The sequence below is a fragment of the Sphingomonas sp. genome (genome assembly GCF_017304615.1).
Classification (GTDB): Bacteria; Pseudomonadota; Alphaproteobacteria; order Sphingomonadales; family Sphingomonadaceae; genus Sphingomonas.
The window spans coordinates 890473-917346 of the sequence record NZ_JAFKLZ010000001.1; the positions used below are offsets into that span (position 1 = coordinate 890473).

At 66.5% G+C, this 26874-nt stretch carries 21 protein-coding genes; 16 read left to right on the forward strand and 5 right to left on the reverse strand.

The genetic code is table 11. From position 1 onward, the window contains the following. Nucleotides 1-70 precede the first annotated feature (70 nt). From J0J06_RS04510 to J0J06_RS04525, 4 genes are read left to right on the forward strand one after another with little or no spacing between them, the layout of a single operon-like run. Entirely contained in the window at nucleotides 71-424 is a 354-nt protein-coding gene (locus J0J06_RS04510) for a hypothetical protein (RefSeq protein WP_294040143.1), read from the forward strand. Then, nucleotides 424-1788, forward strand: coding sequence for a deoxyribodipyrimidine photo-lyase (locus tag J0J06_RS04515; RefSeq protein WP_294040144.1), 1365 nt, complete (start codon nucleotides 424-426; stop codon nucleotides 1786-1788). The genes J0J06_RS04510 and J0J06_RS04515 overlap by 1 nt, the downstream gene beginning before the upstream one ends. A gap of 51 nt (nucleotides 1789-1839) precedes the next feature. Continuing rightward, nucleotides 1840-3060 carry a cyclopropane-fatty-acyl-phospholipid synthase family protein gene (locus tag J0J06_RS04520; protein ID WP_294040833.1) on the forward strand — a complete coding sequence of 407 codons (1221 nt, stop codon included), beginning with the start codon at nucleotides 1840-1842 and terminating at the stop codon, nucleotides 3058-3060. Then, nucleotides 3060-4223 carry a serine hydrolase gene (locus J0J06_RS04525; protein ID WP_294040145.1) on the forward strand — a complete coding sequence of 388 codons (1164 nt, stop codon included), beginning with the start codon at nucleotides 3060-3062 and terminating at the stop codon, nucleotides 4221-4223. The genes J0J06_RS04520 and J0J06_RS04525 overlap by 1 nt, the downstream gene beginning before the upstream one ends. A 41-nt stretch (nucleotides 4224-4264) precedes the next feature. On the opposite strand, the gene J0J06_RS04530 is transcribed toward J0J06_RS04525, so the two are convergent. Then, nucleotides 4265-4966 (reverse strand): SDR family NAD(P)-dependent oxidoreductase, encoded by a 702-nt coding sequence (locus J0J06_RS04530; RefSeq protein ID WP_294040146.1) that lies wholly within the window; start codon nucleotides 4964-4966, stop codon nucleotides 4265-4267. A 2-nt stretch (nucleotides 4967-4968) separates the two neighbouring features. Continuing rightward, the gene (gene purF / locus J0J06_RS04535; RefSeq protein WP_294040147.1) at nucleotides 4969-6414 is read right to left on the reverse strand and encodes an amidophosphoribosyltransferase; all 1446 of its coding nucleotides are present in this window, start codon (nucleotides 6412-6414) and stop codon (nucleotides 4969-4971) included. 121 nt (nucleotides 6415-6535) lie between these two features. Here purF and hisI point away from each other — a divergent pair, with 121 nt between their 5' ends. From hisI to J0J06_RS04555, 4 genes are all read left to right on the forward strand, one after another. Then, nucleotides 6536-6898, forward strand: coding sequence for a phosphoribosyl-AMP cyclohydrolase (gene hisI / locus J0J06_RS04540; protein ID WP_294040148.1), 363 nt, complete (start codon nucleotides 6536-6538; stop codon nucleotides 6896-6898). 203 nt (nucleotides 6899-7101) lie between these two features. Then, nucleotides 7102-7422: a hypothetical protein gene (locus tag J0J06_RS04545; protein WP_294040149.1), complete on the forward strand. Its 321-nt coding sequence runs from the start codon at nucleotides 7102-7104 to the stop codon at nucleotides 7420-7422. A 37-nt stretch (nucleotides 7423-7459) separates the two neighbouring features. After that, complete coding sequence (locus J0J06_RS04550; protein WP_294040150.1) at nucleotides 7460-7882, forward strand: MerR family DNA-binding transcriptional regulator; 423 nt, start codon at nucleotides 7460-7462, stop codon at nucleotides 7880-7882. A gap of 2 nt (nucleotides 7883-7884) precedes the next feature. Further along, nucleotides 7885-9687: an acyl-CoA dehydrogenase C-terminal domain-containing protein gene (locus tag J0J06_RS04555; protein ID WP_294040151.1), complete on the forward strand. Its 1803-nt coding sequence runs from the start codon at nucleotides 7885-7887 to the stop codon at nucleotides 9685-9687. Here J0J06_RS04555 and J0J06_RS04560 read toward each other — a convergent pair. The 3 genes from J0J06_RS04560 to J0J06_RS04570 form a co-directional block, all read right to left on the reverse strand. Further along, a complete protein-coding gene (locus J0J06_RS04560) occupies nucleotides 9684-11024 on the reverse strand; it encodes a cell wall hydrolase (RefSeq protein ID WP_294040152.1) in 1341 nt (446 codons plus the stop codon). The genes J0J06_RS04555 and J0J06_RS04560 overlap by 4 nt on opposite strands. Before the next feature lie 102 nt (nucleotides 11025-11126). Then, the gene (cysK, locus tag J0J06_RS04565) at nucleotides 11127-12047 is read right to left on the reverse strand and encodes a cysteine synthase A (RefSeq protein ID WP_294040153.1); all 921 of its coding nucleotides are present in this window, start codon (nucleotides 12045-12047) and stop codon (nucleotides 11127-11129) included. Beyond that, a complete protein-coding gene (locus J0J06_RS04570) occupies nucleotides 12044-13324 on the reverse strand; it encodes an MFS transporter (protein WP_294040154.1) in 1281 nt (426 codons plus the stop codon). Before J0J06_RS04570 ends, cysK begins: the two co-directional genes overlap by 4 nt. Nucleotides 13325-13479: 155 nt before the next feature. On the opposite strand from J0J06_RS04570, the gene pdhA reads away from it, so the two are divergent. The 8 genes from pdhA (at nucleotide 13480) to addA (ending at nucleotide 26845) form a co-directional block, all read left to right on the forward strand. Next, on the forward strand, nucleotides 13480-14529 hold the full coding sequence (gene pdhA / locus J0J06_RS04575; RefSeq protein WP_294040155.1) for a pyruvate dehydrogenase (acetyl-transferring) E1 component subunit alpha: 1050 nt from the start codon (nucleotides 13480-13482) through the stop codon (nucleotides 14527-14529). Further along, entirely contained in the window at nucleotides 14529-15935 is a 1407-nt protein-coding gene (locus J0J06_RS04580; protein ID WP_294040156.1) for a pyruvate dehydrogenase complex E1 component subunit beta, read from the forward strand. Before pdhA ends, J0J06_RS04580 begins: the two co-directional genes overlap by 1 nt. Nucleotides 15936-16130: 195 nt before the next feature. Beyond that, on the forward strand, nucleotides 16131-18302 hold the full coding sequence (locus J0J06_RS04585; RefSeq protein ID WP_294040157.1) for a PAS domain-containing sensor histidine kinase: 2172 nt from the start codon (nucleotides 16131-16133) through the stop codon (nucleotides 18300-18302). Beyond that, on the forward strand, nucleotides 18302-18742 hold the full coding sequence (gene tsaE, locus J0J06_RS04590; RefSeq protein ID WP_294040158.1) for a tRNA (adenosine(37)-N6)-threonylcarbamoyltransferase complex ATPase subunit type 1 TsaE: 441 nt from the start codon (nucleotides 18302-18304) through the stop codon (nucleotides 18740-18742). The genes J0J06_RS04585 and tsaE overlap by 1 nt, the downstream gene beginning before the upstream one ends. Continuing rightward, entirely contained in the window at nucleotides 18739-19722 is a 984-nt protein-coding gene (locus J0J06_RS04595) for a phosphotransferase (protein WP_294040834.1), read from the forward strand. Before tsaE ends, J0J06_RS04595 begins: the two co-directional genes overlap by 4 nt. Further along, nucleotides 19719-20480 (forward strand): nucleotidyltransferase family protein, encoded by a 762-nt coding sequence (locus J0J06_RS04600; protein WP_294040159.1) that lies wholly within the window; start codon nucleotides 19719-19721, stop codon nucleotides 20478-20480. Before J0J06_RS04595 ends, J0J06_RS04600 begins: the two co-directional genes overlap by 4 nt. Continuing rightward, the gene (addB, locus tag J0J06_RS04605; protein WP_294040160.1) at nucleotides 20473-23427 is read left to right on the forward strand and encodes a double-strand break repair protein AddB; all 2955 of its coding nucleotides are present in this window, start codon (nucleotides 20473-20475) and stop codon (nucleotides 23425-23427) included. Before J0J06_RS04600 ends, addB begins: the two co-directional genes overlap by 8 nt. Continuing rightward, nucleotides 23414-26845: a double-strand break repair helicase AddA gene (addA, locus tag J0J06_RS04610; protein WP_294040161.1), complete on the forward strand. Its 3432-nt coding sequence runs from the start codon at nucleotides 23414-23416 to the stop codon at nucleotides 26843-26845. The genes addB and addA overlap by 14 nt, the downstream gene beginning before the upstream one ends. The last annotated feature ends 29 nt before the right edge of the window (nucleotides 26846-26874 follow it).

Consider the following 26874-nt stretch of genomic DNA (forward strand, 5'->3'; position numbering starts at 1 on the left):
CATTTTGCCGACATTTGTCGTGGCATGCGGAGCAGCAACTGTAGCCACTCCCGAGGCCCAATGGAGCTTGGTGACGGCGCGCGCCATTAAGCAGCACAGCGCGCGGTCGGTTGATTGTCCGCCCGATAATATTTGCATCGATGCCCAGTTCGATGGCGATTTTGACAATGCACGCGCCATTTCGGGCGTTTCTGTGCCTGATCGGTTTACTGCGACCGTGGTTCAGCACACTGAATTTCCACGAAAAATGAAAGTCTTAGTGCTTTTACAGACTTTTCCCAACGGTCGCCGAAACGTTTTCGTCCAAGCCTTGGCCGACGAGCGAGGCTTGGCCTGCATCGAAAAGAGGTGGTTTGACGGTAAGTTGAACATCCCGGTGAGTAAAATCGTTGAACGACCCAACGAGGTGTGCGTTCGCCTCTGATGAGCGATCCCGTCATTCTCTGGCTACGGCAGGATTTGCGGCTGGCCGATCAACCTGCGCTGGCGGCAGCGATGCAAGACGGACCGGTGGTGCCGGTCCATGTCCTGGACGACGAAACGCCGAAGCATCGCGCGATGGGCGCGGCGTCGCAGTGGTGGCTGCATCACAGCCTGGCGAGCCTCGACAAGGACTTGCGCGAGAAGGGCTCGCGGCTAATCCTGCGGCGGGGGAAATGCGACGAGGAGCTTGCCAAGGTCGCCGACGAGGTTGGCGCGCGCGCGGTTCACGCCGTTCGCCATTACGAACCCTGGTGGCGCAACGCCGAGCGGGCAGTAGCGAAGCGGCTCGACTTGCAGTGCGACGACGGCAATTATCTTGCGCCGCCCGGGTCGGTGACGACGGGGAGCGGCGCGCCTTACAAGATCTACACGCCGTTCTGGCGCGCATTGAACGAAGTAATGCCGCCGCCGAATCCGCTCAACCGGCCGCGTGAGATTGCGCCGCCCGGCAAATGGCCGAAGAGCGAGAAGCTGGCCGATTGGGATCTGCTGCCGACCAAGCCCGACTGGGCAACCGGATTCGCCGAGGAATGGACGCCGGGCGAGGCTGGGGCCCGCGAACGCGTCGAGCATTTCGTCGACCAGGTCGCGGATTATGGCGAGCGCCGCAACCTGCCCTCGGTCGAGGGTAGCTCACGCCTGTCGCCGCATCTCCATTTCGGCGAGGTATCGCCCGGCTATGTCTGGCATCGGCTGGCGGGCAAGGGTGAGTCGACGCGCACATTCCTCGGCGAGCTCGCATGGCGCGATTATGCGCAGAACGTGATCCTGCAATTGCCCGACTATGGATCGAGGAACGGCCGCGAGCAGTTCGATGCGCTACCCTGGCGGTCGGGCGCGGACGCGAAGGCCGACCTGCGCGCGTGGCAACGGGGCCGCACCGGCTACCCGATCGTCGATGCTGGAATGCGCCAGTTATGGGCGACCGGCTGGATGCACAATCGCGTTCGGATGATCGCCGCGAGCTTTCTGATCAAGCACTTGCTGATCGACTGGCGCGAGGGCGAGCGCTGGTTCTGGGACACGTTGGTCGATGCCGATTACGGCAATAACAGCGTCAATTGGCAATGGGTGGCGGGCACCGGAATCGACGCGAACATGTGGGGGCGGATCATGGCGCCGCTGCTCCAGTCGGAGAAGTTCGATGCCGCCGGCTATATTCGCGAATGGGTGCCGGAACTGCGCGACTTGGCCGACGAGGCGATCCATGACCCGGCGGATCGACCCAACGGTTATCCCGGCAAGATCATCGGCCATCGCGAAGCGCGCGAGCGTGCGCTGGCCGCGGGTCGCAAGGTGCGCTGACCATCGCAGAATCGCTTGGCGGCGGTGCGTCGCTGGTTCATGGATCGCGCGATGGATGCGCCGGTGCGGAATGGGAGGGGGCGTGGGCAGAGCGGGCCGCTAGCGTGGATCGGCGCCCGGGTACTCGCGCGGATCGATCGCGGGATCGCGGCGGGGGCGATCGCCCTATCCTTGCCGGGTGATGTGCCACGTCGGCTCGGCGGCCGTGCGGCGGGGCCGGAGGCGATCGTTATTATTCACTCCTGGCGTGCTTTGTCGCGGCTGGCGACCGGAGGGTCGGCGGGCTGGTATGAGGCATGGGCGGCGGGCGAATGGGAAAGCCCCGATCCGGTCGCCTTGTTCGAGTTGTTCACGCTCAATCGCCATACGCTGGCGCGAGCGGCGCGGGCGCAGGGGCTGGGAAGATGGGTGCGGCGGCAATGGCATCGCGCGCGGCGGAATGACCGGGCGGGCGCGCGGCGCAACATCGTCGAGCATTACGACCTCGGCAACGAATTCTACGAGCTGTGGCTCGACCCGAGCATGACCTATTCAAGCGCGCTGTTCGCGGCGCCCGACCAGTCGCTCGAGGACGCCCAGCGCAACAAGCTGCTGGCGATCCTGGAGCGTACCGGCTGCGGACCGGGCGACCGCATCCTCGAGATCGGTTGCGGCTGGGGATCGTTCGCCGAGACCGCGGCGCGCGCCGGGGCAAGCGTCCACGGCATCACGCTGTCGCACGAGCAGAAGGCCTATGCCGAGGACCGGCTGGCGCGGCAGGGGCTGGCGGGCGACATCGCGCTGACCGACTATCGCGACGTCGTCGGCACGTTCGACGGCATTGCCAGCATCGAGATGGTCGAGGCGGTCGGGGCGGAATATTGGGACGACTATCTGTCCGCGATCGGGCGCGCGCTGAAACCCGGCGGGCGCGCCGCGGTCCAGTATATTGCGATCGATGATGCGATATACGAAGACTACGCGCGCAACGTCGATTTCATCCAGCGCTACGTGTTTCCGGGGGGGATGTTGCTGTCGGAAAGCCGGTTCCGCGCGATTGCCGAGCGGCACGGGCTGGCCTGGTGGGACCGGCACGCGTTCGGGCTCGATTATGCCGAGACGCTGCGGCGGTGGCGCGAAATGTTCGACGCGATGGTGGCTGCTGGACGATTGCCCGCGCGGTTCGACCGCCGCTTTGTCGGCCTGTGGCGCTATTATCTGATGTATTGTGAGGGCGGTTTCAGGGGCGGCGCGATCGATGTCGCGCAAGTGACCCTGGTCAAGGAGGGATGATGAAACGAGCAATTCTGGCGGTGGCGCTGATGCTGGCGGGCGCGGCGGCGGCGCAAACGGTGATGATCGCGCCCGACAATGCGGCGAAGCTGCGTCAAGTCGGGGCGGAGGTCCTGTTCTGGAACCAGCAGCAGCGCGATCAGAACTTTCCCGCGATGGAGAAGCTGTTCCCCGGCCATGTCGTGAAGGCGGGCGGCAAGGTGCGGCCGCTCCCCGCGGGCAAACCGCTCGCGATTCCGGCGGGCGAGATCGAGACCGCGATGACCGAACTCAACATCTCGGGGATGATCGTCGTTCAGGACGGCAAGGTCCGGCTCGAACGCTATGCGCGCGGGTACGGAGCGGAGGGGCGCTACACCAGCTTTTCGGTCGCCAAGTCGTTCACTTCGACCCTGGTCGGCGCGGCGATCCGCGACGGTTACATCAAGTCGATCGATGATCCCGTGACCAAATACATCCCGGACCTCGCTGGGGGCGGCTATGACGGCGTGACCGTGCGCCAGCTACTGACGATGACCTCGGGCGTGAAATGGAACGAGGATTATACCGACCCCAAGTCGGACGTCGCGCGGATGTTCAGCGAGGAAGTGCCCGCGGGACAGGACCCGACCGTCTGGTTCATGAAGAAGCTGCCGCGCGAGACGGCGCCGGGCAGCAAATGGGTCTACAAGACCGGCGAGACCAACCTGATCGGCGTGCTGGTCGAACGCGCGACGAAGAAGACGCTGGCCGATTACCTCAGCGAGAAAGTGTGGAAGCCGTGGGGGATGGAACGCGACGCGTTCTGGATGGTCAATCCGGCGGGGCATGAAGTCAGCGGCTGCTGCCTGTCGGTGAGCTTGCGCGATTATGCCCGGATGGGAATGTTCGCGCTTGGCGGCGGCAAGGGCGTGGTGCCCGACGGCTGGTTCGCCGCCGCGACGACCAACCAGGTCCCGGTCTCGGCCGAGCTGGGGGACCGGTCAGGCTATGGCTATCAATGGTGGGTGCTGCCGGGCGGGCGTTATGCGGCGATCGGTATTTTCGGGCAGAGCATCATGATCGATCCGGCGAAGAAGCTGGTGATTGCGATATCGAGCGCCTGGCCTACCGCGACCGGCAAGGAATTGTCGTCCAAACGCAATGCGTTGTGGGTGAAGCTTGAGGGGGCGACCGCGCGTTGATCTAGCTGCGCGTGCTCCTGCTTGCGCGGGAGCACGTTGGGTCAGCCGACTCGCTCGAAATGCCCGCTTTCGAAATCGCCGGCGATCAACTCGACGATCCGCGCGGCAACATCCTCGGGCGGCTTGACCTTCGTTGGGTCCTCGCCCGGATAGGCGCGTTCGCGCATCTTGGTGCGGGTCGCGCCGGGATCGATCACGGCGACGCGGATATTGCTGACGGCTTCGACTTCCTCGCCGTAGGCGAGAACGAGCGTTTCCATCGCCGCCTTCGACGCGCCGTATGCGCCCCAATAGGCGCGCGGCTCGCGACCGACGCTGGAGGTCAGCGCGATGACTCGGGCATGCTGCGACTTGCGCAAGGCGGGGTCGAACGCCGCGATCAGCGCGGCCTGCGCCGACACGTTGAGCGTCATCACCCGCGCGAACTCGCCGGGGTCGATCGCGGGGACCGCCGACAGCGAGCCGAGCGTCGCGGCGTTAAGCACGAGGATGTCGAGCGCGCCCCAGCGCTCGCTCACCGCGGTCGCCAGGCGCGCGATGCTGTCGCTTTCGGCCAGGTCGAGCGGCGCGATCGTCGCGGTGCCGCCGGCGGCGTGGATCGCCTCCTCGACCTCCTCCAATGCACCAGCGGTGCGCGCGGTCAGGATGACGTGTGCGCCCTCTGCGGCGAGCGCCTTGGCGGTGGCGGCGCCAATGCCGCGGCTCGCGCCGGTCATCAGCGCGAGTTGTCCTGCAAATTTCATGATTATTCCGCGGCTTCGTGGAGGGCCAGTTGGTCGATCGCGTCGTGATCGGTCAGGCGGGTGGGGTAGTCACCGGTGAAACAGGCGTCGCAGTAACGCGGACTCATGTCGTTGCGCCCGGCCTCGCCGAGCGCCTTGTAGAGGCCGTCGATGCTGACGAAGGCCAGGCTGTCGGCGTGGATGAAGTCGGTCATCCCCTCGACGCTGAAACGCGACGCGAGCAGCTTTTCGCGCTCGGGCGTATCGACGCCGTAGAAGCAGGAGTTCGTCGTCGGCGGGCTGGCGATGCGCATATGGACTTCGCGGGCGCCGGCCTCGCGCATCATCTCGACGATCTTCAGACTGGTGGTGCCGCGCACGATCGAATCATCGACGAGGATGATCGACTTGCCCTCGATCAGCGCACGGTTGGCGTTGTGCTTGAGCTTGACTCCGAGCCGACGGATCTGATCGCCCGGCTGGATGAAGGTGCGCCCCACATAGTGTGAGCGGATGATGCCGAGTTCGAACGGAATGCCCGATTGCTGGGCGTAACCGATCGCTGCAGGGACGCCTGAATCGGGGACGGGGATCACCAGGTCGGCCTCGACCGGCGATTCGATCGCAAGTTGAGCGCCGATCGCTTTGCGTACCGAATAGACCGATTGGTCGCCCGCAATCGAATCGGGGCGGGAGAAATAGACCCATTCGAAGATGCAGGGTCGCGGCGCGTTATTGCCGAACGGGCGCAGCGACCGCAGCTTGCCGTCCTCGACGATCACCAATTCGCCGGGATCGATCGAGCGGACATACTCGGCCCCGACGACGTCGAGTGCGACCGTTTCGGACGCGAAGATATAGGCGCCGTCGAGCCGCCCCATCACCAGCGGGCGAATGCCGAGCGGGTCGCGGCACGCGATCATAGCCTGCGGGGTCATGACGATCAGCGAATAGGCGCCCTCAACCCGGCGTAGCGCGTCGATGAACTTGTCGAGCGGGTCGCGGTAGGAACTGGTCGCGACGAGATGGAGGATCACTTCGGTATCGCTGGTCGACTGGAAGATCGCGCCGCGCGCGACGAGATCCTCGCGCAGGAACATCGCATTCGAGATATTGCCGTTATGAGCGACCGCGAAACCGCCGGTTGCGAGGTCGGCGTAGAGCGGCTGGACGTTGCGTAAAGCCGTCTCGCCGGTGGTCGAATAGCGCACATGCCCGCACGCCACGTCACCGCGGAGCGCGCCCATCACTTCCTCGCGGTCGAAATTGCCGGCGACGTGGCCCATCGCACGGTGGCTGTGGAAGTGTGAGCCGTCCCAGCTGGTGATGCCGGCGGCTTCCTGCCCGCGATGCTGAAGCGCGTGGAGGCCGAGGGCGACCAGCGCCGACGCGCCGTCCGCGCCGGACACGCCGAATATACCGCATTCCTCGCGGAGCTTGTCGTCCTCGAACGGATTGGTCGTCAGCATGTCGGGTCCGGATGCGGTGGGCGCTCGGCCATATAGTGACGGCGATCTCATTTGTCGCGTGTTTGTCATCATTTCCGCGCGCATTTTGTCGGAGGCGCTTGGGCGGCTAGGGATACGAAGCATGACCGACTCGCGCGATACCGGGCTGACGCTCGACCCCAAATGGGATGCCAACGGGCTAGTGACGGCCGTCGTCACCGATGGCGATTCGGGCGAAGTGCTGATGGTCGCACATATGAACGCCGAAGCATTGCGAGCGACGATCGACAGCGGCGAGGCGGTGTTCTGGTCGCGCAGCCGCGGCGAATTGTGGCGCAAGGGCGCGACGTCGGGCAACACGATGCGCGTGCGCGAAGTTCGGATGGATTGCGATCAGGATGCGGTATGGCTGATCGTCGATGCGGCGGGTCCGGCATGCCATACGGGCGAGCGGTCGTGTTTCTATCGGCGGGTCGAGGGTGAAGGGCTGGAGCGGGTGGATTGACCTTCCCATCCCGCTTCTTCCGCCTGGGGAGTGCGCTATTATTGGCGGGCCTTCTCACAGCTTGCTCTAGCCAATCAAATCCCGACGCCCGACCGCCGCAATCAAGCCTAGAAGCTGCCGCGATCGAGGCGGGGGTAATTTCCGACCCCGCCAATACCGACCCGACCGGGCTATATTCGCGCGATCGCGACAAGATTTGCGTCGTGCCCAGCGCGACGGCGTTCCGGATCGGCGTCTATGTCGATTACGGCAACGATTACTTCTGCAGCGGATCGGGCGAGGCGACGCGGAGTGGCGAGACGCTGCGCGTCGACCTGACAAGCGCGCCGGGATGTAGTTTTGAGGCGAAGTTCGATGGCGACCGCATCGCGGTCCCGGGCGCCTTGCCCGATGCGTGCCAGAAGGCATGCTCGCGTCGGGCTTCCCTGGCTGGGCTCAATGTTGAACGGTTGAGTGATTCGCCATCGGAGGCCGCGGCGCTGCGCGACGGGCGCGGCAGGATGCTCTGCGACGTCGGCAAGTGAGGTTGACGTAAACGTAAGGCAAGCGTAACTGCTCGCTATGCCCTGGGTGCCGTCCAACGCCGCCATCGAGCCGCTCGCCGACCGGGAGGATTTCTCGATCTCCGATCTGTCGGCGGAATTCGGCGTCACCGCCCGGGCGTTGCGTTTCTACGAGGATGAAGGGCTGATCGCACCCGAGCGCCGCGGGACGCAGCGCATCTATTCGCACCGCGATCGCGCCAGGCTCGCGTGGATACTTCGCGGCAAGCGAGTCGGTTTCTCGCTAACCGACATTCGCGAGCTGATCGACCTTTACGACATCGGGGACGGTCGCCGCACGCAGCGCCAGCGTACGATCGACCGCTGCCATAGCAAGATCGACGCATTGATGGCGCAAAAGCACGACATTGACGCCGCCATCGCCGAACTGACCGAATTTACCGCGCTGCTCGAAACCGCACGCGACAACGACAAGGACTGAGGATGCCCCAATATACCCCCCCGGTGCGCGACACGCGCTTCGTGCTCGATCATGTGCTCGGCCTCGAGCGCTACGCCAACCTGCCCGGTTTCGCAAACGCCACGCCCGACACGGTCGATGCGGTGCTGGAGGAAGGCGGCAAGTTCGTTGCCGAAGTGCTGTTCCCGCTCAATCACTCGGGCGACCAGGAGGGTTGCACGCGCCACGACGATGGCAGCGTGACGACGCCCGCGGGGTTCAAGGAAGCCTATGCCAAGTTCGTCGAATCGGGCTGGGGCACGCTGAGCGCGCCCGCTGCGTTCGGCGGGCAGGAGATGCCGCACGTCATCTCGACCGCGTTCCAGGAATATATGATCTCCTCGAACATGGCGTTCGCGATGTATCCGGGGCTGACGCACGGCGCGATCGCCTCGCTGCTGGTGAAGGGCTCCCCGGAGCAGCAGCAAATGTATGTCCCCAAGATGGTGTCGGGCGAGTGGGGCGGCACCATGAACCTGACCGAGCCGCAGTGCGGCACTGATCTCGGCCTGATCCGCACCAAGGCCGAGCCGCAGGCGGACGGCTCCTACGCGATCACCGGCACCAAGATCTTCATTTCGGCGGGCGAGCACGACCTGACGAGCAACATCATCCACCTCGTACTGGCGAAGACGCCGGGCGCGCCCGACAGTTCAAAGGGAATTTCGCTGTTCGTGGTGCCGAAAATCCTGGTCAACGCGGACGGGTCGCTCGGCGAGCGCAACGCGGTCCAGTGCGGCTCGATCGAGCACAAGATGGGCATCCACGGCAACGCGACCTGTGTGATGAACTATGACGGCGCGAAGGGCTGGCTGGTCGGCGAGGAAATGAAGGGCCTCGCCGCGATGTTCATCATGATGAACGCCGCGCGGCTCGGCGTCGGGCTGCAGGGTTTGGCGGTTGCGGAGACGGCGTTCCAGAACGCCGTGCAATATGCCCATGATAGACGCCAGGGCCGCGCGCTAACCGGGGCGCAGGACCCGCAGGAGAAGGCCGACACGCTGTTCGTCCACCCCGACGTGCGGCGGATGCTGATGAACGCCAAGGCGCTGACCGAGGGGCTGCGCGCGCTCTGCCTGTGGGGCGCGCTGCAGGTCGATCTTGAACATGCCGCGGCGACCGAAGAAGAGCGCGAGCATGCCGCCGACCTAGTCGGGCTGCTGACCCCGGTGATCAAGGGCTACGGCACCGACAAGGGCTACGAGATCGCGACCGAGGCGCAGCAGGTCTATGGTGGGCACGGCTACATCGCCGAATGGGGCATGGAGCAGTACGTCCGCGATGCCCGGATCGCGATGATCTACGAAGGCACCAACGGCGTGCAGGCGATGGACCTGGTCGGGCGCAAGCTGGCGCAAAATGGTGGCCGCGCTGTGCAATTGCTGTTCAAGGTGGTGGCGGAAGAAGTCGCCGCGGCGAAGCAGAACGAGGCGACTGCGGCGTTCGCTACGGCGCTCGAAAAGGCCAATGGCGAGCTTCAGGCGGCGACGATGTGGTTCATGGCGAACGGCATGACCAATCCGAACAATGTCGGCGCGGGCGCGCATAGCTACATGCACCTGATGGGCATCGTCGCGGTCGGGCTGATGTGGCTGCGCATGGCCGAAGCGGCGGCGCGGTTGAAGGCGGCGGGCGAGGGCGATGCCGCGTTCCTCGACGCCAAGCTGACCACGGCGCGCTATTTCGCCGAGCGGATCATGCCCGATGCCGGCGCGCTTCGCCGTAAGATCGAGGGCGGGGCGGAGACGGTGATGGCTCTCCTGCCGGAGATGTTCGCGGCGGCTTAGGGCTTGGCGGGCGTTGGCGTCGCAACGGGTCTAGGCGCCGGTTCCTTGCGCCGCACGCCTTCCAGTCCGTCGGCGGCGACCGGCTTGAGCGTGAAACTGGCCGAGGTCGACGCGGCGGCGGATGTAGTCTGGGCGTTCGTCGCCGGCTTCGCGGGGGACGGCCCCAGGCTCGCCGTTGCGGTGCCCAACACTTGCAGCTTCATGCATTCGCCCTTGGTCGCGCGCTTGAATTCGGCGCAATTCCACAGCGCCTTTTCATAGCCGCGCGCCTTGTCGCGCAGATAGCTGAACGCCATCGTCGCGATCTGTCCCTGGCCGAGCGGCAGCGCCTTGGGCGTCTTGGCCTTGTCGGTCCACGCCATAAGCTTGCAATAATCGCGCGTGCCGCATGCCTTGGTGGCGACTTGCGGGAACGAATCCGCTCCCGCGCGCGGATCGAGCGTGACGAGGAAGCTGTTGGGATCGATCGAGGTCGCGCCGGGACCGCCAGCGCCGTCGTTCAGCGTCGCGGTATCGATCTCAGCCGGGTTGACCTCCGCCGTCGCCAGCGCAGCTCCACCATGCGCCGCCGAAAAGCCTTCGAGCGCGGCAATGCCCGGTTCGAAACCCGATACGATACGCAGGAACGCGGCAGGGGTGCCCCACCATCCGGTCCAGCGGAAGAACAGGTGTGTATTGACCGCCGTCACCTTGTCGAGGCTCGCGCTCCAGTACGGTACGACCCAGTCGGTGTGGTAGTGCGTCGACAGGCCGACCTTGGCGTAAACCGATCCGTTGAGCGCCGCCGCCGCCACGGCGCGTGCGCGCGTCCAGGCCGCGGGGCTGGGTCGCCAGCGGCTCATCGCGCCGTCGCACGCGAACGAGAACTGGCACCCGGTCGAGCGTTCGGATCCCTGGAAGATCACGCCGCACACCGACTTCGGAAAGGCAGGGTGGCGGACTCGGTTGAGCACGACCTGCGCCACCGCGCGTTCGCCCTCGGTATCATCGCCCGCTTCGTAGAGCACGCCGACCGCAAGGCAATCGATCGCCCGGGCCCGCGCATTGGCGTCGCCCGAAAAGACGAACGGCCGCGCGGGCGGGTTCGGTCCGGTGACAAAAGGCACGGCGTCGTTGAACGCCTTTGCGTCTTCCGGTGCGACAGCTTGTAATTCGACCGGTTCGACCGGGGGCAACTCGGTCTTCGGCACGACCCGTTCCGCGAGCTTCACACGCGGCACGGGACGGACATGCGGCGCAAAACGGACCACTAGCAACGGCCCCGCCACGACCACGAGCGCCAGCACCGCGAGAATCGCGCGCAGGACAAATGGAGTAGAGGTGGTAGAATCGGTCAAGGATCAGCCCGTCTGGGGATGCGCCGGAACGCGCGCACGGCTTTAGCGCAATCGTCGAGCGATCCCAAAACTCCCGAACGTCGCGATCGTTCCGCTAGCGAATCAGCTTTCCGGCAGGAAGTCTGGCACCGACAGATAGCGTTCGCCGGTGTCGTAGTTGAACCCAAGCACGCGACTGCCGGCGGGCAGCTCGGGCAATTTCTGCGCGATCGCAGCCAGCGTCGCGCCCGAACTGATGCCGACCAGCATTCCTTCCTCGGTAGCCGAACGGCGCGCCATGTCCTTGGCGACTGCCGCGTCGACCTTGATCACGCCGTCCAGGGCCTGGGTGTGGAGGTTTGCCGGGATGAAACCCGCGCCGATGCCCTGGATTGGGTGGGGGCCGGGCTGACCTCCGGAAATGACCGGCGACAGTTCGGGCTCCACCGCGAACACCTTCAGGTTCGGCCAGGCCTTCTTCAGCGTCTCAGCGACGCCCGTGATATGTCCGCCAGTCCCGACCCCGGTGATCAGCACGTCGATCGGCGAGTCGGCGAAGTCGGCGAGAATTTCCTGAGCTGTTATACGGTGATGCACCTCGATGTTCGCGGGATTTTCAAACTGTTGCGGCATCCACGAGCCCGGCGTCGCCTCGATCAGTTCGAGGGCGCGCTCGATAGCGCCCTTCATGCCCTTTTCGCGCGGGGTAAGGTCGAACGTCGCGCCGTAAGCTAGCATCAGCCGGCGACGCTCGATCGACATGCTTTCGGGCATGACGAGGATCAGCTTGTAACCCTTGACCGCGGCGACCATCGCCAGCCCGACGCCGGTATTGCCGCTGGTCGGTTCGATGATCGTGCCGCCGGGTTTCAGCTTGCCGTCGCGCTCCGCCGCTTCGACCATTGCCAACGCGATGCGGTCCTTGATCGATCCGCCGGGGTTCGATCGTTCGGACTTGATCCACACCTCAGCGTCGGGGAACAGCTTCGACACGCGAACGTGCGGGGTGTTGCCGATCGTTTCCAGGATAGTGTTGGCCTTCATGGCTGCGTGACTCCCTTGTCCGGCGTGAGATCGACCATTTCGGGCGGGTCGAATGTCTTTGCAAGCCTGAGTTCCGGAAACAGCCGAGACCAGACGAGCGTAATGACGATCGCCGCGATTCCCCCGAACGCTACCGCGCCGACCGGGCCCAACAGCGATGCCATCAGCCCGGTTTCCGCTTCGCCTAGTTCGTTGGAGGCGGAAATGGTCAGCTGGCTGACTGCGCCGACGCGGCCGCGCATCGAATCTGGCGTGTGCAACTGGATCAGCGAGGATCGGACATAGACCGACACCATGTCCGCAGCTCCGGCGACGACCAAGGCGGCCACGCTCAGCGGAAACCAGGTCGAAAAACCGAAGGTCAGGATCGCGATGGCGAAAACGATAACGGCGACCAGCATCTTGACGCCGACGTTCGACTTCAGCGGGCGAATCGAAAACCAGATCGACCCCGCCGACGCGCCGATGCCCATCCCGGCGGCGAGCAGCCCGAGCCCGCTAGCCCCGACGTGCAGGATGTCACGCGCGTACACGGGAAGCAGAGCGACCGCACCGGCGAGCAGCACCACGAACAGGTCGAGCGTGATCGCCGCGAGCACCAGCCGATTGTCACGCACATACGCGAACCCATCCAGGATCCGTTGCAGCGGATGGCGGTCCTTCTCAGCGGGCGGCTGCGGCACCTTGCCGATCAGGAAGATCGTGCCCAGCGCGACCATTAGCATCCCGGCGATCGCGCCATAGGCTAGATCGGGATGAAGCGCGTAGAGCACGCCGCCGAGGCTCGGGCCGGCGATCGTTCCGGTCTGCCACGCGATCGACGACACCGCGATCGCCGTCGGCAAGCTTTCGCGCGGGACCAGATTAGGGGCCAACGCGCCATACGCCGGACCGGAGAACGCACGCACCACACCGACCACCGAGGCGGCGGCGAATAGCACCGGCAGGCTCAACGCACCCGCGCTGGTCAGCAGTCCGAGCAATGCCGCGTTTGCGACGAGTACGGTTGTCGTGATGCGCACGATCCAACGGCGGTCGAACGTGTCCGCCGCTAGGCCGACAACTGGAGTCAGCACGAACAGCGGCACGAACTGCACCAGCCCGATCATGCCGAGCATGAACGCAGCCTGCTTGATGTCCATGGTCTCGCGGGCAAGGCCATAGACTTGCCAGCCGATCACCATACCTTGTGCGCTGACCGCGATCGTGCCGAGGAAACGCGACAGCCAATAGGCCCGGAAATTGGCGATCCTCAGGGGATGGTCGGCAGGAAGCATTGTCCGTGGCCTTAGGCGGCGGACGCCCCCTTGGGCAACCATGGCAAAGCTTCACGGGCGAATTGATCAGCTATGCCGCAGCGCACGATTGAAACCCGGCGCGCAACCAGCCTATAGCGCCGGCTTTCTCCTCCCCAAGGAAACGAGGTTTCGCCTTGGCCAAGCCAGCCGCCAAAAAGCCGTCCGCACCGCCCGCCACGCCCAACCGGGAACGCCCGGACGAGCCACAGCCATACAAGGCGTCGAAGGCCGAACTGCTCGATTTCTACAAGCAGATGCTGCTGATCCGCCGGTTCGAGGAAAAGGCCGGGCAGCTCTACGGCTTGGGATTCATCGGCGGCTTTTGCCACCTGTATATCGGGCAAGAGGCGGTCGCTGTCGGATTGCAGTCTGCGCTCGACGGCGAGAAGGATTCGGTGATCACCGGCTATCGCGACCATGGCCACATGCTCGCCTATGGCATCGATCCCAAGGTCATTATGGCCGAATTGACCGGGCGCGCCGCTGGCATTTCGAAGGGCAAGGGCGGGTCGATGCACATGTTCTCGACCGAGAAGAAGTTCTATGGCGGCCACGGCATCGTCGGCGCGCAGGTGTCGCTCGGCACCGGTCTGGCATTCAATCACAAGTACAGCGAGGATGGCGGCGTCTGCCTCGCGTATTTCGGCGATGGTGCGGCGAACCAGGGCCAGGTGTACGAATCGTTCAATATGGCGGAGCTGTGGAAGCTGCCGATCGTCTATGTGATCGAGAATAACCAGTACGCGATGGGCACCAGCGTGAATCGCGCGTCGTCGGAGGATCAGCTCTACCGCCGCGGCGAATCCTTCCGCATTCCGGGCATCCAGGTCGATGGCATGGACGTGCTGGCGTGTCGTGGTGCCGCCGAGGAAGCGTTGGCTTGGGTCCGGGCGGGCAAGGGTCCGATCATCCTGGAGATGAAGACCTATCGCTATCGCGGCCATTCGATGTCCGACCCGGCCAAGTATCGCAGCCGTGACGAAGTCCAGGCGGTGCGCGAAAAGTCCGATCCGATCGACCATGCGAAGAAGCTGCTCGAGGAAATGGGCGTCAAGGAGGACGAGTTGAAAGCCGTCGAGGCCGAAATCCGGAAGCAGGTCAACGAAGCGGCGGACTTCGCCGAGCAGACGCCCGAGCCGGAACCCGGTGAGCTGTATACCGACGTGCTGGTGGAGTCGTACTGATGCCGATCGAGATCAAGATGCCGGCGCTGTCGCCCACGATGGAAGAAGGCACGCTCGCCAAGTGGCTCGTCAAGGAAGGCGATACCGTCAAGTCCGGCGACATCATGGCCGAGATCGAGACCGACAAAGCGACGATGGAATTCGAAGCTGTCGACGAAGGCACGATCGCGCAGATCGTCGTGCCGGAAGGCACCGACAACGTGAAGGTCGGCGCGGTTATCGCGTTGCTCGCGGCTGAGGGTGAGGATGCCGCTGCGTCGGCGCCTGCCAAGGTCGAGAAAGCCGAGGAGCCTGAGGTCAAGGAACAGGCGGCAGAGAGCGGCGCGCCCGAACCGCACAAGGTCGAGACCGGTGCGCGGCAGATGTTCGAAGCGGCCAAGCGCGACGCCGAGGTCGTCGACCCCGCGATCCCGACGGGCACGGAGATGGTCAAGACGACCGTCCGCGAGGCTCTGCGCGATGCCATGGCCGAGGAGATGCGCAAGGACCCGCGCGTCTTCGTCATGGGCGAGGAAGTCGCGCAATATCAGGGCGCGTACAAGGTCACGCAGGGCCTGCTCGACGAATTCGGCGACAAGCGCGTAATCGACACGCCGATCACCGAATATGGTTTCGCCGGGGTCGGCACCGGCGCGGCGATGGGCGGTGCGCGACCGATCATCGAGTTCATGACGTTCAACTTCGCAATGCAGGCGATCGATCACATCATCAATTCGGCGGCCAAGACCAATTACATGTCCGGTGGCCAGATGCGCTGCCCGATCGTGTTCCGTGGTCCCAACGGCGCCGCGAGCCGCGTCGGTGCGCAGCATTCGCAGAATTACGGGCCGTGGTATGCCAGTGTCCCCGGCCTGATCGTGATCGCGCCCTACGATGCGGCGGATGCCAAGGGCCTGTTGAAGGCCGCGATCCGCAGCCAGGACCCGGTCGTCTTCCTCGAAAACGAACTGCTCTACGGCCGCAGCTTCGACGTGCCGGCGCTCGACGATTACGTCCTGCCGATCGGCAAGGCGCGGATCATGCGCGAGGGCAAGGACGTGACGATCGTCAGCTATTCGATCGGCGTCGGCGTCAGCCTGGAAGCGGCGGACGAGCTGGCGAAGGAGGGGATCGAAGCCGAGGTCATCGACCTGCGCACGCTCCGCCCGCTCGACAAGACGACGGTGCTTAAGTCACTCGCCAAGACCAACCGCCTGGTTGTCGCGGAGGAAGGCTGGCCGACCTGCTCGATCGCGTCCGAAGTCGCGGCGTTCGTGATGGAGGAGGGGTTCGACGACCTCGACGCCCCGGTTCTGCGCGTCACCGATGAGGACGTGCCGCTGCCTTATGCGGCGAACCTGGAGAAACTTGCGCTGATTTCCGCCGACAAGGTGGTGAGTACAGTGAAGAAGGTGTGCTACCGCTGATCCGACTTCGGTTCGGATAGGGAGGCGGCGCTGAGTTCTGGCGCATTAGGGCTAGTTGGAGCGGGTCTCGCGCTGGCGATCGTCGGCGCGTGCTGGATTCTCTATACCGGCCTGCGCGCGAAAGCGTCTGCGCGTGCGACGGCGGTCGGCAACGACAAGCTTGCGGCGTTACTGGAGTCGTCGCCCGCTCTGGCCATGATCGTGCGGCCTGATGGGCGGATCGACCTCTCCGATCGGCTGGTCGACTGGCTCGGTCTGTCATCGCCGCCGCGGTTCCTGGCGGACATGGCGGGTCCCGGCGCCGGATTGACGGGCGACGATGCCGGCGCGCTCGGCGATGCGGTCACGGCGGCGCAGAAGGCGGGCGAGCCGTTCGCCATGGCGATCCGGCCGCAGGGTTCGTCGCGCATGCTGACCGTACAGGGCCAGCGGGTGCCGCGCGAGGCCGGGGTCGATGGCGGGGTGGTCGTGTGGTTCTTCGACGCCACCGAAACCCAGGCGCGGATCGGCGAATTGCTGGGCCAGACCGCGCAACTGACCGATGCGTTCGCGGCGCTGAAGGGGCTGATCGAGGCCGCGCCCCTGCCGATGTGGTATCGCGGGCCGGATCTGCGGCTGGCGATGGTCAATTCGGCCTATGTTCGTGCGGTTGAGGGGCAGGATGCGCGCGATGTCGTGACGCGGGGGGTCGAACTGATCGAAGGGGCCGGCGCTGGCGGTCCCCTCGCCAATGCGGGTCGGGCACGCGATACCGACCGGCCGTCGATCGCCAATGCCCCCGCGACGATCGGCGGCGCGCGCAAGATGCTGCGCGTCCATGACGTGCCGCTGCCCACCCCGCCGGGCGGCGTCGCCGGTTTCGCGATCGACATCGACGAGCTCGAACAGGCGCGAAGCGGAATCAAGCGCTTCGCCGAGGCGCAAAGGGCGATGCTCGACCGCTTGTCCGCCGGAGTCGCGCAATTCGCCGCCGATCGCTCGCTCAGCTTCAGCAACGAACCCTTCATGCGCATGTTCGCGATGCGCGGCGAATGGCTGGCCGACCGGCCCGAATTCGATCGCGTGCTCGAGCGCATGCGCGAGGCCAAGCGCTTGCCGGAGGTGCGCGATTTTCCGGGCTGGAAAGCGGAGCGGCGCGACTGGTTCCTGGCCGCGACCGGCGCGATAGAGGAAAGCTGGACGCTGCCCGGTGGCGTGCACCTTCGTGTGGTCGGGCATCCGTTGCCCGATGGCGGGTTGCTGCTGATCTTCGAGGACCGCACCGAACAGGTCCAGCTAGCCAGCGCGCGCGACACCTTGCTTCGCGTGCGCACGGCGACGTTCGATAATCTGTTCGAGGCGATCGGCGTGTTCGCGGGCGACGGGCGGCTGCAGATCTGGAACGACAAGTTCCGCACGATCTGGGGGTTCGAAGAAGAGTTCCTGGCGACGCACCCGCGCATCGATTCGCTGGTCGCCGAAGGGTCAGGGCTGCTCGCGCAACCCAATCGGGCGGGCGTCATCGCCGAGCTGGTCCGGTCGGCGGCTGTAGGCCGGACGCAGCGGGCGGGTCGCGTCGCCTTTGCCGACGGGCGTCATTTCGAATTTGCCGGGGTGCCGCTGCCCGACGGCAACGCGCTGTTCACGATGCTCGATATTTCCGACAGCCGCCGCGCGGAACAGGCGCTGCGGGACCGCAACGAAGCGCTGGAGGCGGCAGATCGGATCAAGACCGCGTTCGTCGCCAGCATGAGCTACGAACTGCGCACCCCGCTGACCTCGATCCGCGGGTTCGCCGAGATGATGGGCGAGGGCTATGCCGGCAAATTGCCCAAACAGGCCGACGATTACGTCAACGCAATCCTCGAATCGGTCGCGCGTCTGTCGGCGTTGGTCGACGATGTCCTCGACCTGACCGAAGGCGAACAGAAGATCGATCGCGCGGATGTCGATCTCGAAACGCTCGCCGCCGCCGCGGCCGAAGCCGTTGCGCCCGCCGCCAAGCGCAAGTCGATCGACTTTGCCATCGAAGTCGCACCCTCGACGGGAACGGTGAACGGCGACGCGAAGAAGCTGCGCGAGATGATCGAACACTTGCTCCGTCACGCCGTCGCCGGGGTTGGCGAGCGGGGACGCGTGTTGCTGCACACCGACGGCGACGCGAAGGGCGCGCGGATCGTCGTGTCGGACGATGGCGCGGGGATGGACCAGGCCGCGGTCGATCGCGCGTTCGACCGTTTCGCCGAACCGGCTTTCCGCGATGAGTCGCGCGCACTGGGGCTTGGCCTGCCGATCGCCAGGCAAGTCGCGGAGGCGCACGGCGGCACGATCAAGCTGCTCTCCGAACCAGGATCAGGCACGCTGATCACGGTCGAGTTACCGCGATAGTGCGTCTCGCGACGCCGCAGGACAGCGAAAATTTGGGCGCGCAACTCGCCACCGTCGTTCGTGCCGGCGATGTCGTCACCTTGTCCGGACCGCTGGGTGCCGGGAAGACGAGCATTGCGCGCGGCCTGCTCGCGGCGCTGGGGCTGGCCGAGGAAGCGCCGTCGCCGACCTTCGCGATCGTCCAGCCCTATGCCCCGCCCGAGACGCGATTGCCGGTCATGCATGTCGACCTCTACCGGATCGAGGATGTGCAGGAGATCGACGAGCTAGGGCTGGACGAGGCGCGAGCGGACTCGGTCCTGCTGATCGAATGGCCGGAGCGCGCGCCGGGGCGCTGGCCCGACGCGCTGGCGCTGAGCCTGGACTTCGCACCGGATGGCGGTCGCGCCTTGACAGTTGAGGTGCCCGCGGCATGGGAAGGGCGATGGCCCCTGACATGAATCCGCCCGCTGGCGCCGCTGCTTTCCTCGCTGGTTTGGGGTGGGGCGACGCCGACGTTCTGCCGCTGGCGGGCGACGCGTCGTTCCGGCGCTATTTCCGCGTCGCCGACCATGGCCGCAGCGCGATCCTGATGGATGCGCCGCCGCCGCACGAGGATCCCAGGCCGTTCCTCGACGTGGCGGAGTGGCTTACGGCGCGCGGCTTTCCGGCACCCGCGATTATCGGCACCGATCTGGCGCAGGGGCTGGTGCTGCTCGAGGATTTCGGCGACGCCCGGATGCGCGAGACGGTCGATGCCGCGCCGGAATCGCTGTTGCGGCTCTACGAAGCGGCGGTCGATATTCTGATCCGCCTGCGCGGCGAACCGGCCGGGCCGTGGAAACCCTATGACCGCAGCGAGCTGCACCGCGAAGCCGACCTGCTGGTCGAATGGTATTGCCCGGCGGTCGGGCTCGACGTCAGTCTCGACGAATATCACGCGGCGTGGGACGCGGTGTTCGAAACGGCGCTGGCGTCCGAACCAGTGACGGTGCTGCGCGACTATCACGCCGAAAACCTGATGCTGATCGGCGGGACCGAGGCGCTCGGCTTGCTCGATTTTCAAGACGCGGCGGCGGGGCATCCGGCGTACGATCTCGTCTCGCTGCTGCAGGATGCGCGGCGCGACGTCGAACCCGCGATCGAGGCGGCGATGCTCGACCGCTATCGCCGGATCACCGGGGTCGGCGAGGATTTCGACGCGGCCTATCACGTACTCGGTGCGCAGCGGAACGCGAAGATCGTCGGCATCTTCACGCGGCTGTGGCAGCGTGACGGCAAGCCGCGCTACCCGGCGCTCTGCCCGCGCGTATGGCGCTATCTCAACGCCGACCTGCGCCATCCGGCGCTCGCCCCGGTCCAGGCTTGGTTCGACACCAACATCCCGCCCGACAAACGCGGCGACCCGATGGAGATCGGCGCGGAGAAAGCCGGAGCATGACCGCGAAGAGGACGCTCGCGATCCGGCCCGACCCCGGCGGCACGGTGCCTGACACCGCGATGGTGATGGCGGCGGGCCTCGGCAAGCGGATGCGTCCGCTGACTGCGACGCGGCCCAAGCCGCTGATCCCGGTCGCGGGCAAGGCCTTGCTCGACCATGTGTTCGACCGGCTGCGCGCGGCGGGAATCAAGCGCGCCGTCGTCAACGTCCATTACCTCGCCGACGCGCTCGAAGCGCATTTGAAGTCGCATGTGAAGGACGTCGAGATCATCGTGTCCGACGAGCGCGACCGGTTGATGGAGACTGGCGGCGGGCTGGTGAAGGCGCGTGAGATGATCGGCGACCAGCCGTTCCTGTGTGTCAACGCCGACAATCTGTGGATCGACGGGCCGGCCGACACGATCAAGCTGCTCGCGTCGCGCTGGGACGATGCGACGATGGACGCGCTGCTGCTGGTCGTGCCGTATGCCCGTGCGCACAACCATCCGGGACGCGGCGACTTTCATCTCGATGCGCAGGGGAAGATCACCGGCCGCCGCAAGCCCGGCCGTGTCGCGCCGTTCGTTTATACCGGGGTCCAGATCCTATCACCGCGCGTGATCCGCGACTGGCCGGAAGGGCCGTTCTCGACCAACCTGTTCTGGGACCGCGCGATCGAGGCGGGGCGCGCCTACGGCTTCGTTCATCAGGGGCTGTGGTTCGACGTCGGATCGCCACCCGCCATTGCGAAGACCGAGGCTCTCCTGATCGATGCCTGAGCGCGGCCTCGCGCTCTATACGATCCCCGCGCAGCGCGCGTTCGCGGACTCGCTGGTTGCGGGACTGATGAAGCGGTACGGCGACGACCCGTTGCGGCTGGCGCGCGGGACCGTGTTGTTGCCCAATAATCGCGGCCGGCGTGCCGTGCAGGACGCGTTCGTGCGCGCGAGCGGCGGCGGATTGCTGTTGCCGCGCCTGGTGACGATCGGCGATCCGTCGCTCGACGAGGCGGCGGGGGCGCTGCTCGATCCCGCCGATGACGATGCGCCGCTACCGCCGGCGGTCGATCCGCTCGCGCGGCGAATGATCCTGGCGCGACTGGTCGGGGAGGCGCGTGCGAAGGCGGGCGATCCGGTGACGACGGACGAAGCGGTGCGGTTGGCTGGTGCGCTCGCCCGGACGCTCGATCAGTTGCTGGTCGAGGAGGTCGATCCGCGCGCGCTTCGCGGCATCGACCTGGCCGAGGCACTGTCGGAGCATTGGGACCGCGCGCGCGAATTGTTCGAACTGGTGATCGAGCGCTGGCCCGTCGAACTCGCACGGATCGGCGCGATCGACGCGGCGGACCGGCGCGCGAAGATGCTGCGACGGCTGGCCGGCCGGTGGAAGAATTCGCCGCCGTCCGGGTTCGTGTGCGCGGCGGGAATCAGCGATCCGGCGCCGGCCGTCGCGTTGCTGCTGCGCCGTGTCGCCGAATTGCCCGAGGGTAGTGTGATTTTCCAGGACCTCGCGCTCGAGATACCCGACGAGGAATGGGACGCACTAGGCCCGCACGATCCCGATCCCGAAACCGGCTTGCGCAGGCGATCGATCGAGACGCACCCGCAATTCCAGCCGAAGCTGTTGCTCGACCGGATCGGCGCGGGGCGCGGCGAGGTGCGGCAGTGGCCAGCGGGATCGGGCCACGACGCGTCGCTGGCGCGTGGGCGGGCGATCGCCAATGCGCTGGCGCCCGCCGATTTCACCGGCAAGTGGACCACGCTGGACGCCGACCGGCGGCGGTTGGCGGGGATCCGCGCGGTGGAACTGGCGACCGCCGCCGACGAGGCGCAAGCCATCGCGCTGGCGCTGCGCGAGGTGCTGGAGACGCCGGGGAGGACGGCGGCGCTCGTTACGCCCGACCGCGCGCTGGCGGAACGCGTCGCCGCGCGTTGCGCCCGCTGGAAGATCGAGATCGACGATAGCGCGGGTCGGCCGCTGGCGACGCGCGCGCCGGGTACGTTGCTGACCGTGCTGGCGGAAGCGGCGGCGCAGGATTTCGCGCCCCAGGCGTTGCTCGCCTTGCTCAAGCATCCGCTCGTCCAGAGCGGTCCGCCGCGCACGCTGTGGCTGGACGGCGTGCGGGACCTGGATCGCGCGCTCCGGGGACCGCGCCCCGCGCCGGGCCTCGACGGGATCGATACGCACCTGCGCGACGGCGAAGAGCGTGAGGCGGAGATCCGTGCGGCGGCGCGCGAAGCGTGGCCCGACATGCGCGTCCTGCTCGAACCCATCGCCAGATGTTTCGGCGATGGCGAACAGCCGCTGGCGGCGATGATCGCGACGCTGCGCGAGACGGCGCAGGCATTGTGCGGCGACATGCTCTGGGCGGGGCCCGCCGGTCGCGCCGCGGCGGAACTGCTGGCCGATCTCGAGGTCGAGGCGGCGAACGGCCCGCCGACCGCCGACCCGGCCAGCGTCGCGCCGCTGCTTCGCACGCTGATGGAGGAAGTCGCGGTGCGGCCGCCGCAGGGTGGGCATCCGCGGCTCGCGATCTACGGCCTGATCGAGGCGCGGTCGCAGACCGCCGACCTGATGATCCTAGGCGGCCTCAACGAAGGCACCTGGCCCGCCATCGCCCAGCCCGACCCCTGGCTCGCACCCCGCATCCGCGCCGAACTCGGCTTGCCGGGGCTGGAGCGCAATATCGGCGTCGCGGCGCACGATTTCGCCAACGCACTCGGCGCGCCAAAGGTGCTGATCACGCGGGCGCGGCGCGATGGGCGTTCACCGACGTTGGCCTCGCGCTTCTGGCTGCGGCTGGAGGCGATGGCGGGCGACCGGTTCGAATACGCGCCCGAACTGGCCGACTGGGCGGCGGCGATCGACGATCCGGGCGAGCATAGTCCTCAACGCCGACCTGATCCGTCGCCTAGAGTGAAAGACCGGCCGCGGCAAATCTCCGTGACCGAAGTCGATCGCCTCAAGGCCGATCCCTATTCCTTCTACGCCCGCCGCATCCTGAAACTGTCGCCGATCGACCCCGTCGATGCAGAGCCGAGCGCGGCGTGGCGCGGGAGCCAGGTACATACCGTCCTGGAAAAATGGTTCGTCGAGGATGACGCCGCGCCGGGCACGCTGCAAATGCGGGCGGCGTCGTTGATCGGCGATGCGCGGACGCATCCCATGATCCGCGCGCTTTGGGGGCCGCGGCTTATGGAAGCGATCGATTGGATCGACGGCGAGGTGGCTGCGAAATCGGGCGAGCGGCGCATCCTGCGGGTCGAAGGGTCGGGCAAGATGCAGCTCGCCGGGATCGACCTGTCGGGCCGGTTCGACCGCATCGACCGCAATGCCGATGGCACGTTGACGGTGGTCGATTACAAGACCGGCCAGCCTCCCTCGACCGCCGCGGTGCGCGAAGGGTTCAGCCTGCAACTCGGGTTGCTCGGCCTGATGGCGCAGCAGGGGGCGTTCGACGGCGTCGGCGGGAGGGCGACCGGGTTCGAATATTGGTCGCTTGCGAAGAAGAACGGGCGGTTCGGCTTTGTCGCGTCGCCGTGCAAGGGGAAGGACCCGGTTCCGCCCGACGAGTTTGTGGATCTCGCACGGCGCAATTTCGTCGGCGCGGCGAAGCGATGGCTGACCGGCGGCGACGCGTTCGTCGCCAAGCTCAATCCTGACTACGCCAACTACGCCGATTACGACCAGTTGATGCGCCGAGACGAATGGTATGGCCGTGAGTAAGCCCGCCGGGAACTTGCCGCCTTTGGTCGCGGAGCAGAAGCGCGCGAGCGATCCGCGTGCGCACGTCTGGCTCGCAGCTTCGGCGGGGACGGGCAAGACGCAGGTACTGGCGGCGCGGGTCTATCGCCTGCTGCTCGGCGGGACCGATCCTGGCGCGATCCTGTGCCTGACCTTCACCAAGGCGGGCGCGGCGGAAATGGCGGGGCGGATCAACGCGCGGCTGGCGGCGTGGGTGCGGATGAAGGACGAGGCCTTGTTCGCCGACCTTCGCGCGCTCGGCGAGGAAGGCGGGCCGAAACAGCAAGCGCTAGCGCGGACCCTGTTCGCCAAGGTGCTCGACGCGCCGGGCGGCGGCATCCGCATCCAGACGATCCACGGTTTCTGCCAGTCGCTGCTTGCGGCGTTTCCCGTCGAGGCGGGGCTGGTGCCGGGATTCCGTCCGCTGGAGGGGCGCGAGGAAGCGCAACTGGCGCACGAAGCGCTGGCCGGCATGCTGGTTGATGCCGAGCGCGACGGCCGCGCCGGACCGACCACCGCGATCGGCGCGCTGAGCAAGGCGCTGGGCGAGGGCGGGGCGGAAGCGTTTCTCCACGCCTGCGCGAAGGCCCCGGATGCGCTGGCGGCGTTGCCGAGGGGGGAGGGGGTCCAGCCGTATATTCGCCGCGCGCTCGATCTGCCGCCCTGCGACGTTGAGGAGGTGATCGCCGAGGGCTGTGCGGCAATCGACGAGGAAGGATTGCGCGTCCTGCATGACTTCAACCTTGCCTGGGGCACGAAGGGTGGTCTTGAGCGCGCCGGGTTGATCCGTGACTGGCTCGAACTTCCGTCGGCCGAGCGTGTCGCCGGGCTGGAAACCCTTCATCGCGTCTGGGCCAAGGCCGACGGCGACATCCGCTCGTTCGCCAAGGGCCAGGCGCCGCAGGATCCCGATTATCCGCTGACCGCCACCGCCTTCTACGACGAATGCGCTGCCTTGCTCGCGCTCCGTACGCGGGCCGCCTATGCCGACCTGCTCGCACAAGGACTGAGCGTCGGGCGCGACTATGCCGAGGCGTATCGGACGGCCAAGCGGCGCGCGGGCGCGGTCGATTTTGACGATCTGATTCGCGCCACGGCCGACCTGCTCGGCCAACCCGGCATGGGCGACTGGGTGCGTTACAAGCTCGACCAGGCGACCGACCATGTCCTGATCGACGAGGCCCAGGATACCAACGCCAACCAATGGGCGATCGTCCGTTCGATCGTGGACGACTTCTTCGCCGGATCGGGCGCCAAGGACCGCAAGGTGCGGACGTTGTTCACGGTCGGCGATCACAAGCAGGCGATCTTCGGATTCCAGGGCACCGACCCGGCATTCTTCAACGCCGCCGAGCATCTGTTTCGCGGATTGGCCGACGTCGCGAGCGACCTGCCGGAATTCGAGCCGATTCCATTCGAGCGCCTGTCGCTTACCGCGTCGTTCCGCTCTACCCGGACCGTTCTGGAGTTCATCGACGCGGCGATCGGGGCGCTTCCCGGAGACGGGATGGGGGCGATCGACCTGGAACTGCACGCCAGCGAAGTGCGCGGCCCGGGCCAGGTCAATCTCTGGTCGCCGACGCTCGCCGAGCTAGGCGATGACGATGGCGAGGAAGGCTGGGTCGCCGACGCGGTGCGTGCGCATGCGACGCGGATCGCGCGGCAGGTGAAGGCTTGGATCGACGATGGCGTCATGCTGGAGAGCAAGGGGCGGCCGTTGCGGCCCGAGGATGTGATGATCCTGGTCAAGCGGCGCGGTGAACTCGCGTCGCTGATCGTCGCCCGGCTCTATGCCGAGGGCGTGCCGGTGGCGGGGGTGGACCGGCTGCGGCTGACCGCGCCGCTCGCGGTGCAGGACCTGCTCGCCGCGATCCGTTTCGTGCTGCAACCGCGCGACGACCTGTCGCTCGCCAGCCTGCTGGTGTCACCGCTGATCGGCTGGAGCCAGGACGAGCTGATGCACGCCGCGATGAAGCGGCGCGGCGGACTGTGGCAGCACCTTCAGGCGACGCAGCCGGCCGAACGGCTCGACTCGCTCAACGCGATGCTGCGCCGCGCCGATTTCACGACGCCCTATGTGTTTCTGGAGGAGTTGCTGACCGGCCCGCTCGACGGAAGACGCAAGTTGTTGCGGCGGCTTGGTCAGGAAGCGCGCGACCCGATCGACGAACTGCTCAACGCTGCGTTGGAGTTCGAACGCGTCGCGATTCCTTCGCTGCAACGCTTTCTCGACTGGTTCGATCGCGGCGATGTCGAGATCAAGCGCGAAATGGAGGAGGCGCGCGGCGCGGTGCGAGTAATGACGGCCCATGCGGCGAAGGGACTGCAAGCGCCCTTGGTCATCCTGGCCGACGCCACCGCTGATCCCGAATCGGGGCCGCGATCGACGATGAGCTGGGACGTGGAGGGAGCGAAACTGCCGATCTTCCGCCCGAGGAAGGACCAGCAATCCGGGCCGTTGGCCGAGGCGATCGAGGCGGCGGACCGGCGCGAACTCGCGGAGCATTGGCGGTTGTTTTACGTCGCCGCGACGAGGGCCGAGGAACGGCTGGAGATTGCCGGCGCGCTCGGTCCCAGGGCCAAGGGCGTGCCGTCCGAGAATAGCTGGTACACTGTCGCCGATACGGCGCTGGTGTCGCTCGGGGCGGGCGAGAGTGCGGCGGCGCGGCGGTCGTTCACAGGCACCGAACCGCAGCCGCCCGTCGCGGCTTCTCCGAAGGTCGAGACCGTCGCCACACGAACCGATTTGCCAGCGTGGGCGCGCGAACCTGCGCCGATCGAATCGCGCCCGCCGCGCCCGCTCGCCCCGTCCTCGATCGGCGAGGACGACGTGCCCGACCCGCCGCCCACGCCAGCGATGCGCGCCGCGGCCGAGCGCGGGCGGTTGATCCACGCGCTGTTCGAGCGCTTGCCCGCCGTCGCACCTGATGTTCGCGCAGCAGCCGCCGACAAATGGCTGGCGAATGTCGGCGCGGTGGGCGATCCCGCGATCCGCAAGGACATCGCCGCGATCGTCTGCGACGTCATCGCCGATCCCGAACATGCGGCCTTGTTCGGCCCCGATTCGCTTGGCGAAGCGCCGATCTCGGCAGTAGTTCCCGGCGGCCATGTCATCGCCGGGACGGTCGATCGCTTGCTGGTCGAACCCCACCGCGTCCGCATGGTCGATTTCAAAACCGGCCGCCGAGTGCCGCTCTCGCTCGACGAACTCCCCGATTTCCACTTGCGCCAGATGGCCGCTTATGCCGAGGCGCTGCGCGTGATTTTTCCCGGCCGCGCGATCGAGGCGGCGTTGCTCTACACCGCCGCGCCGCGTCTGTTCGACTTGCCCGCAGACCTGCTTGATCGCCACAAGCCCGGCTTGGCCGTGACGGAGCAAAGCTTGGCGCAAGGTCGTTGAGCAAGCCGCGCACCGATACTACATTCGGT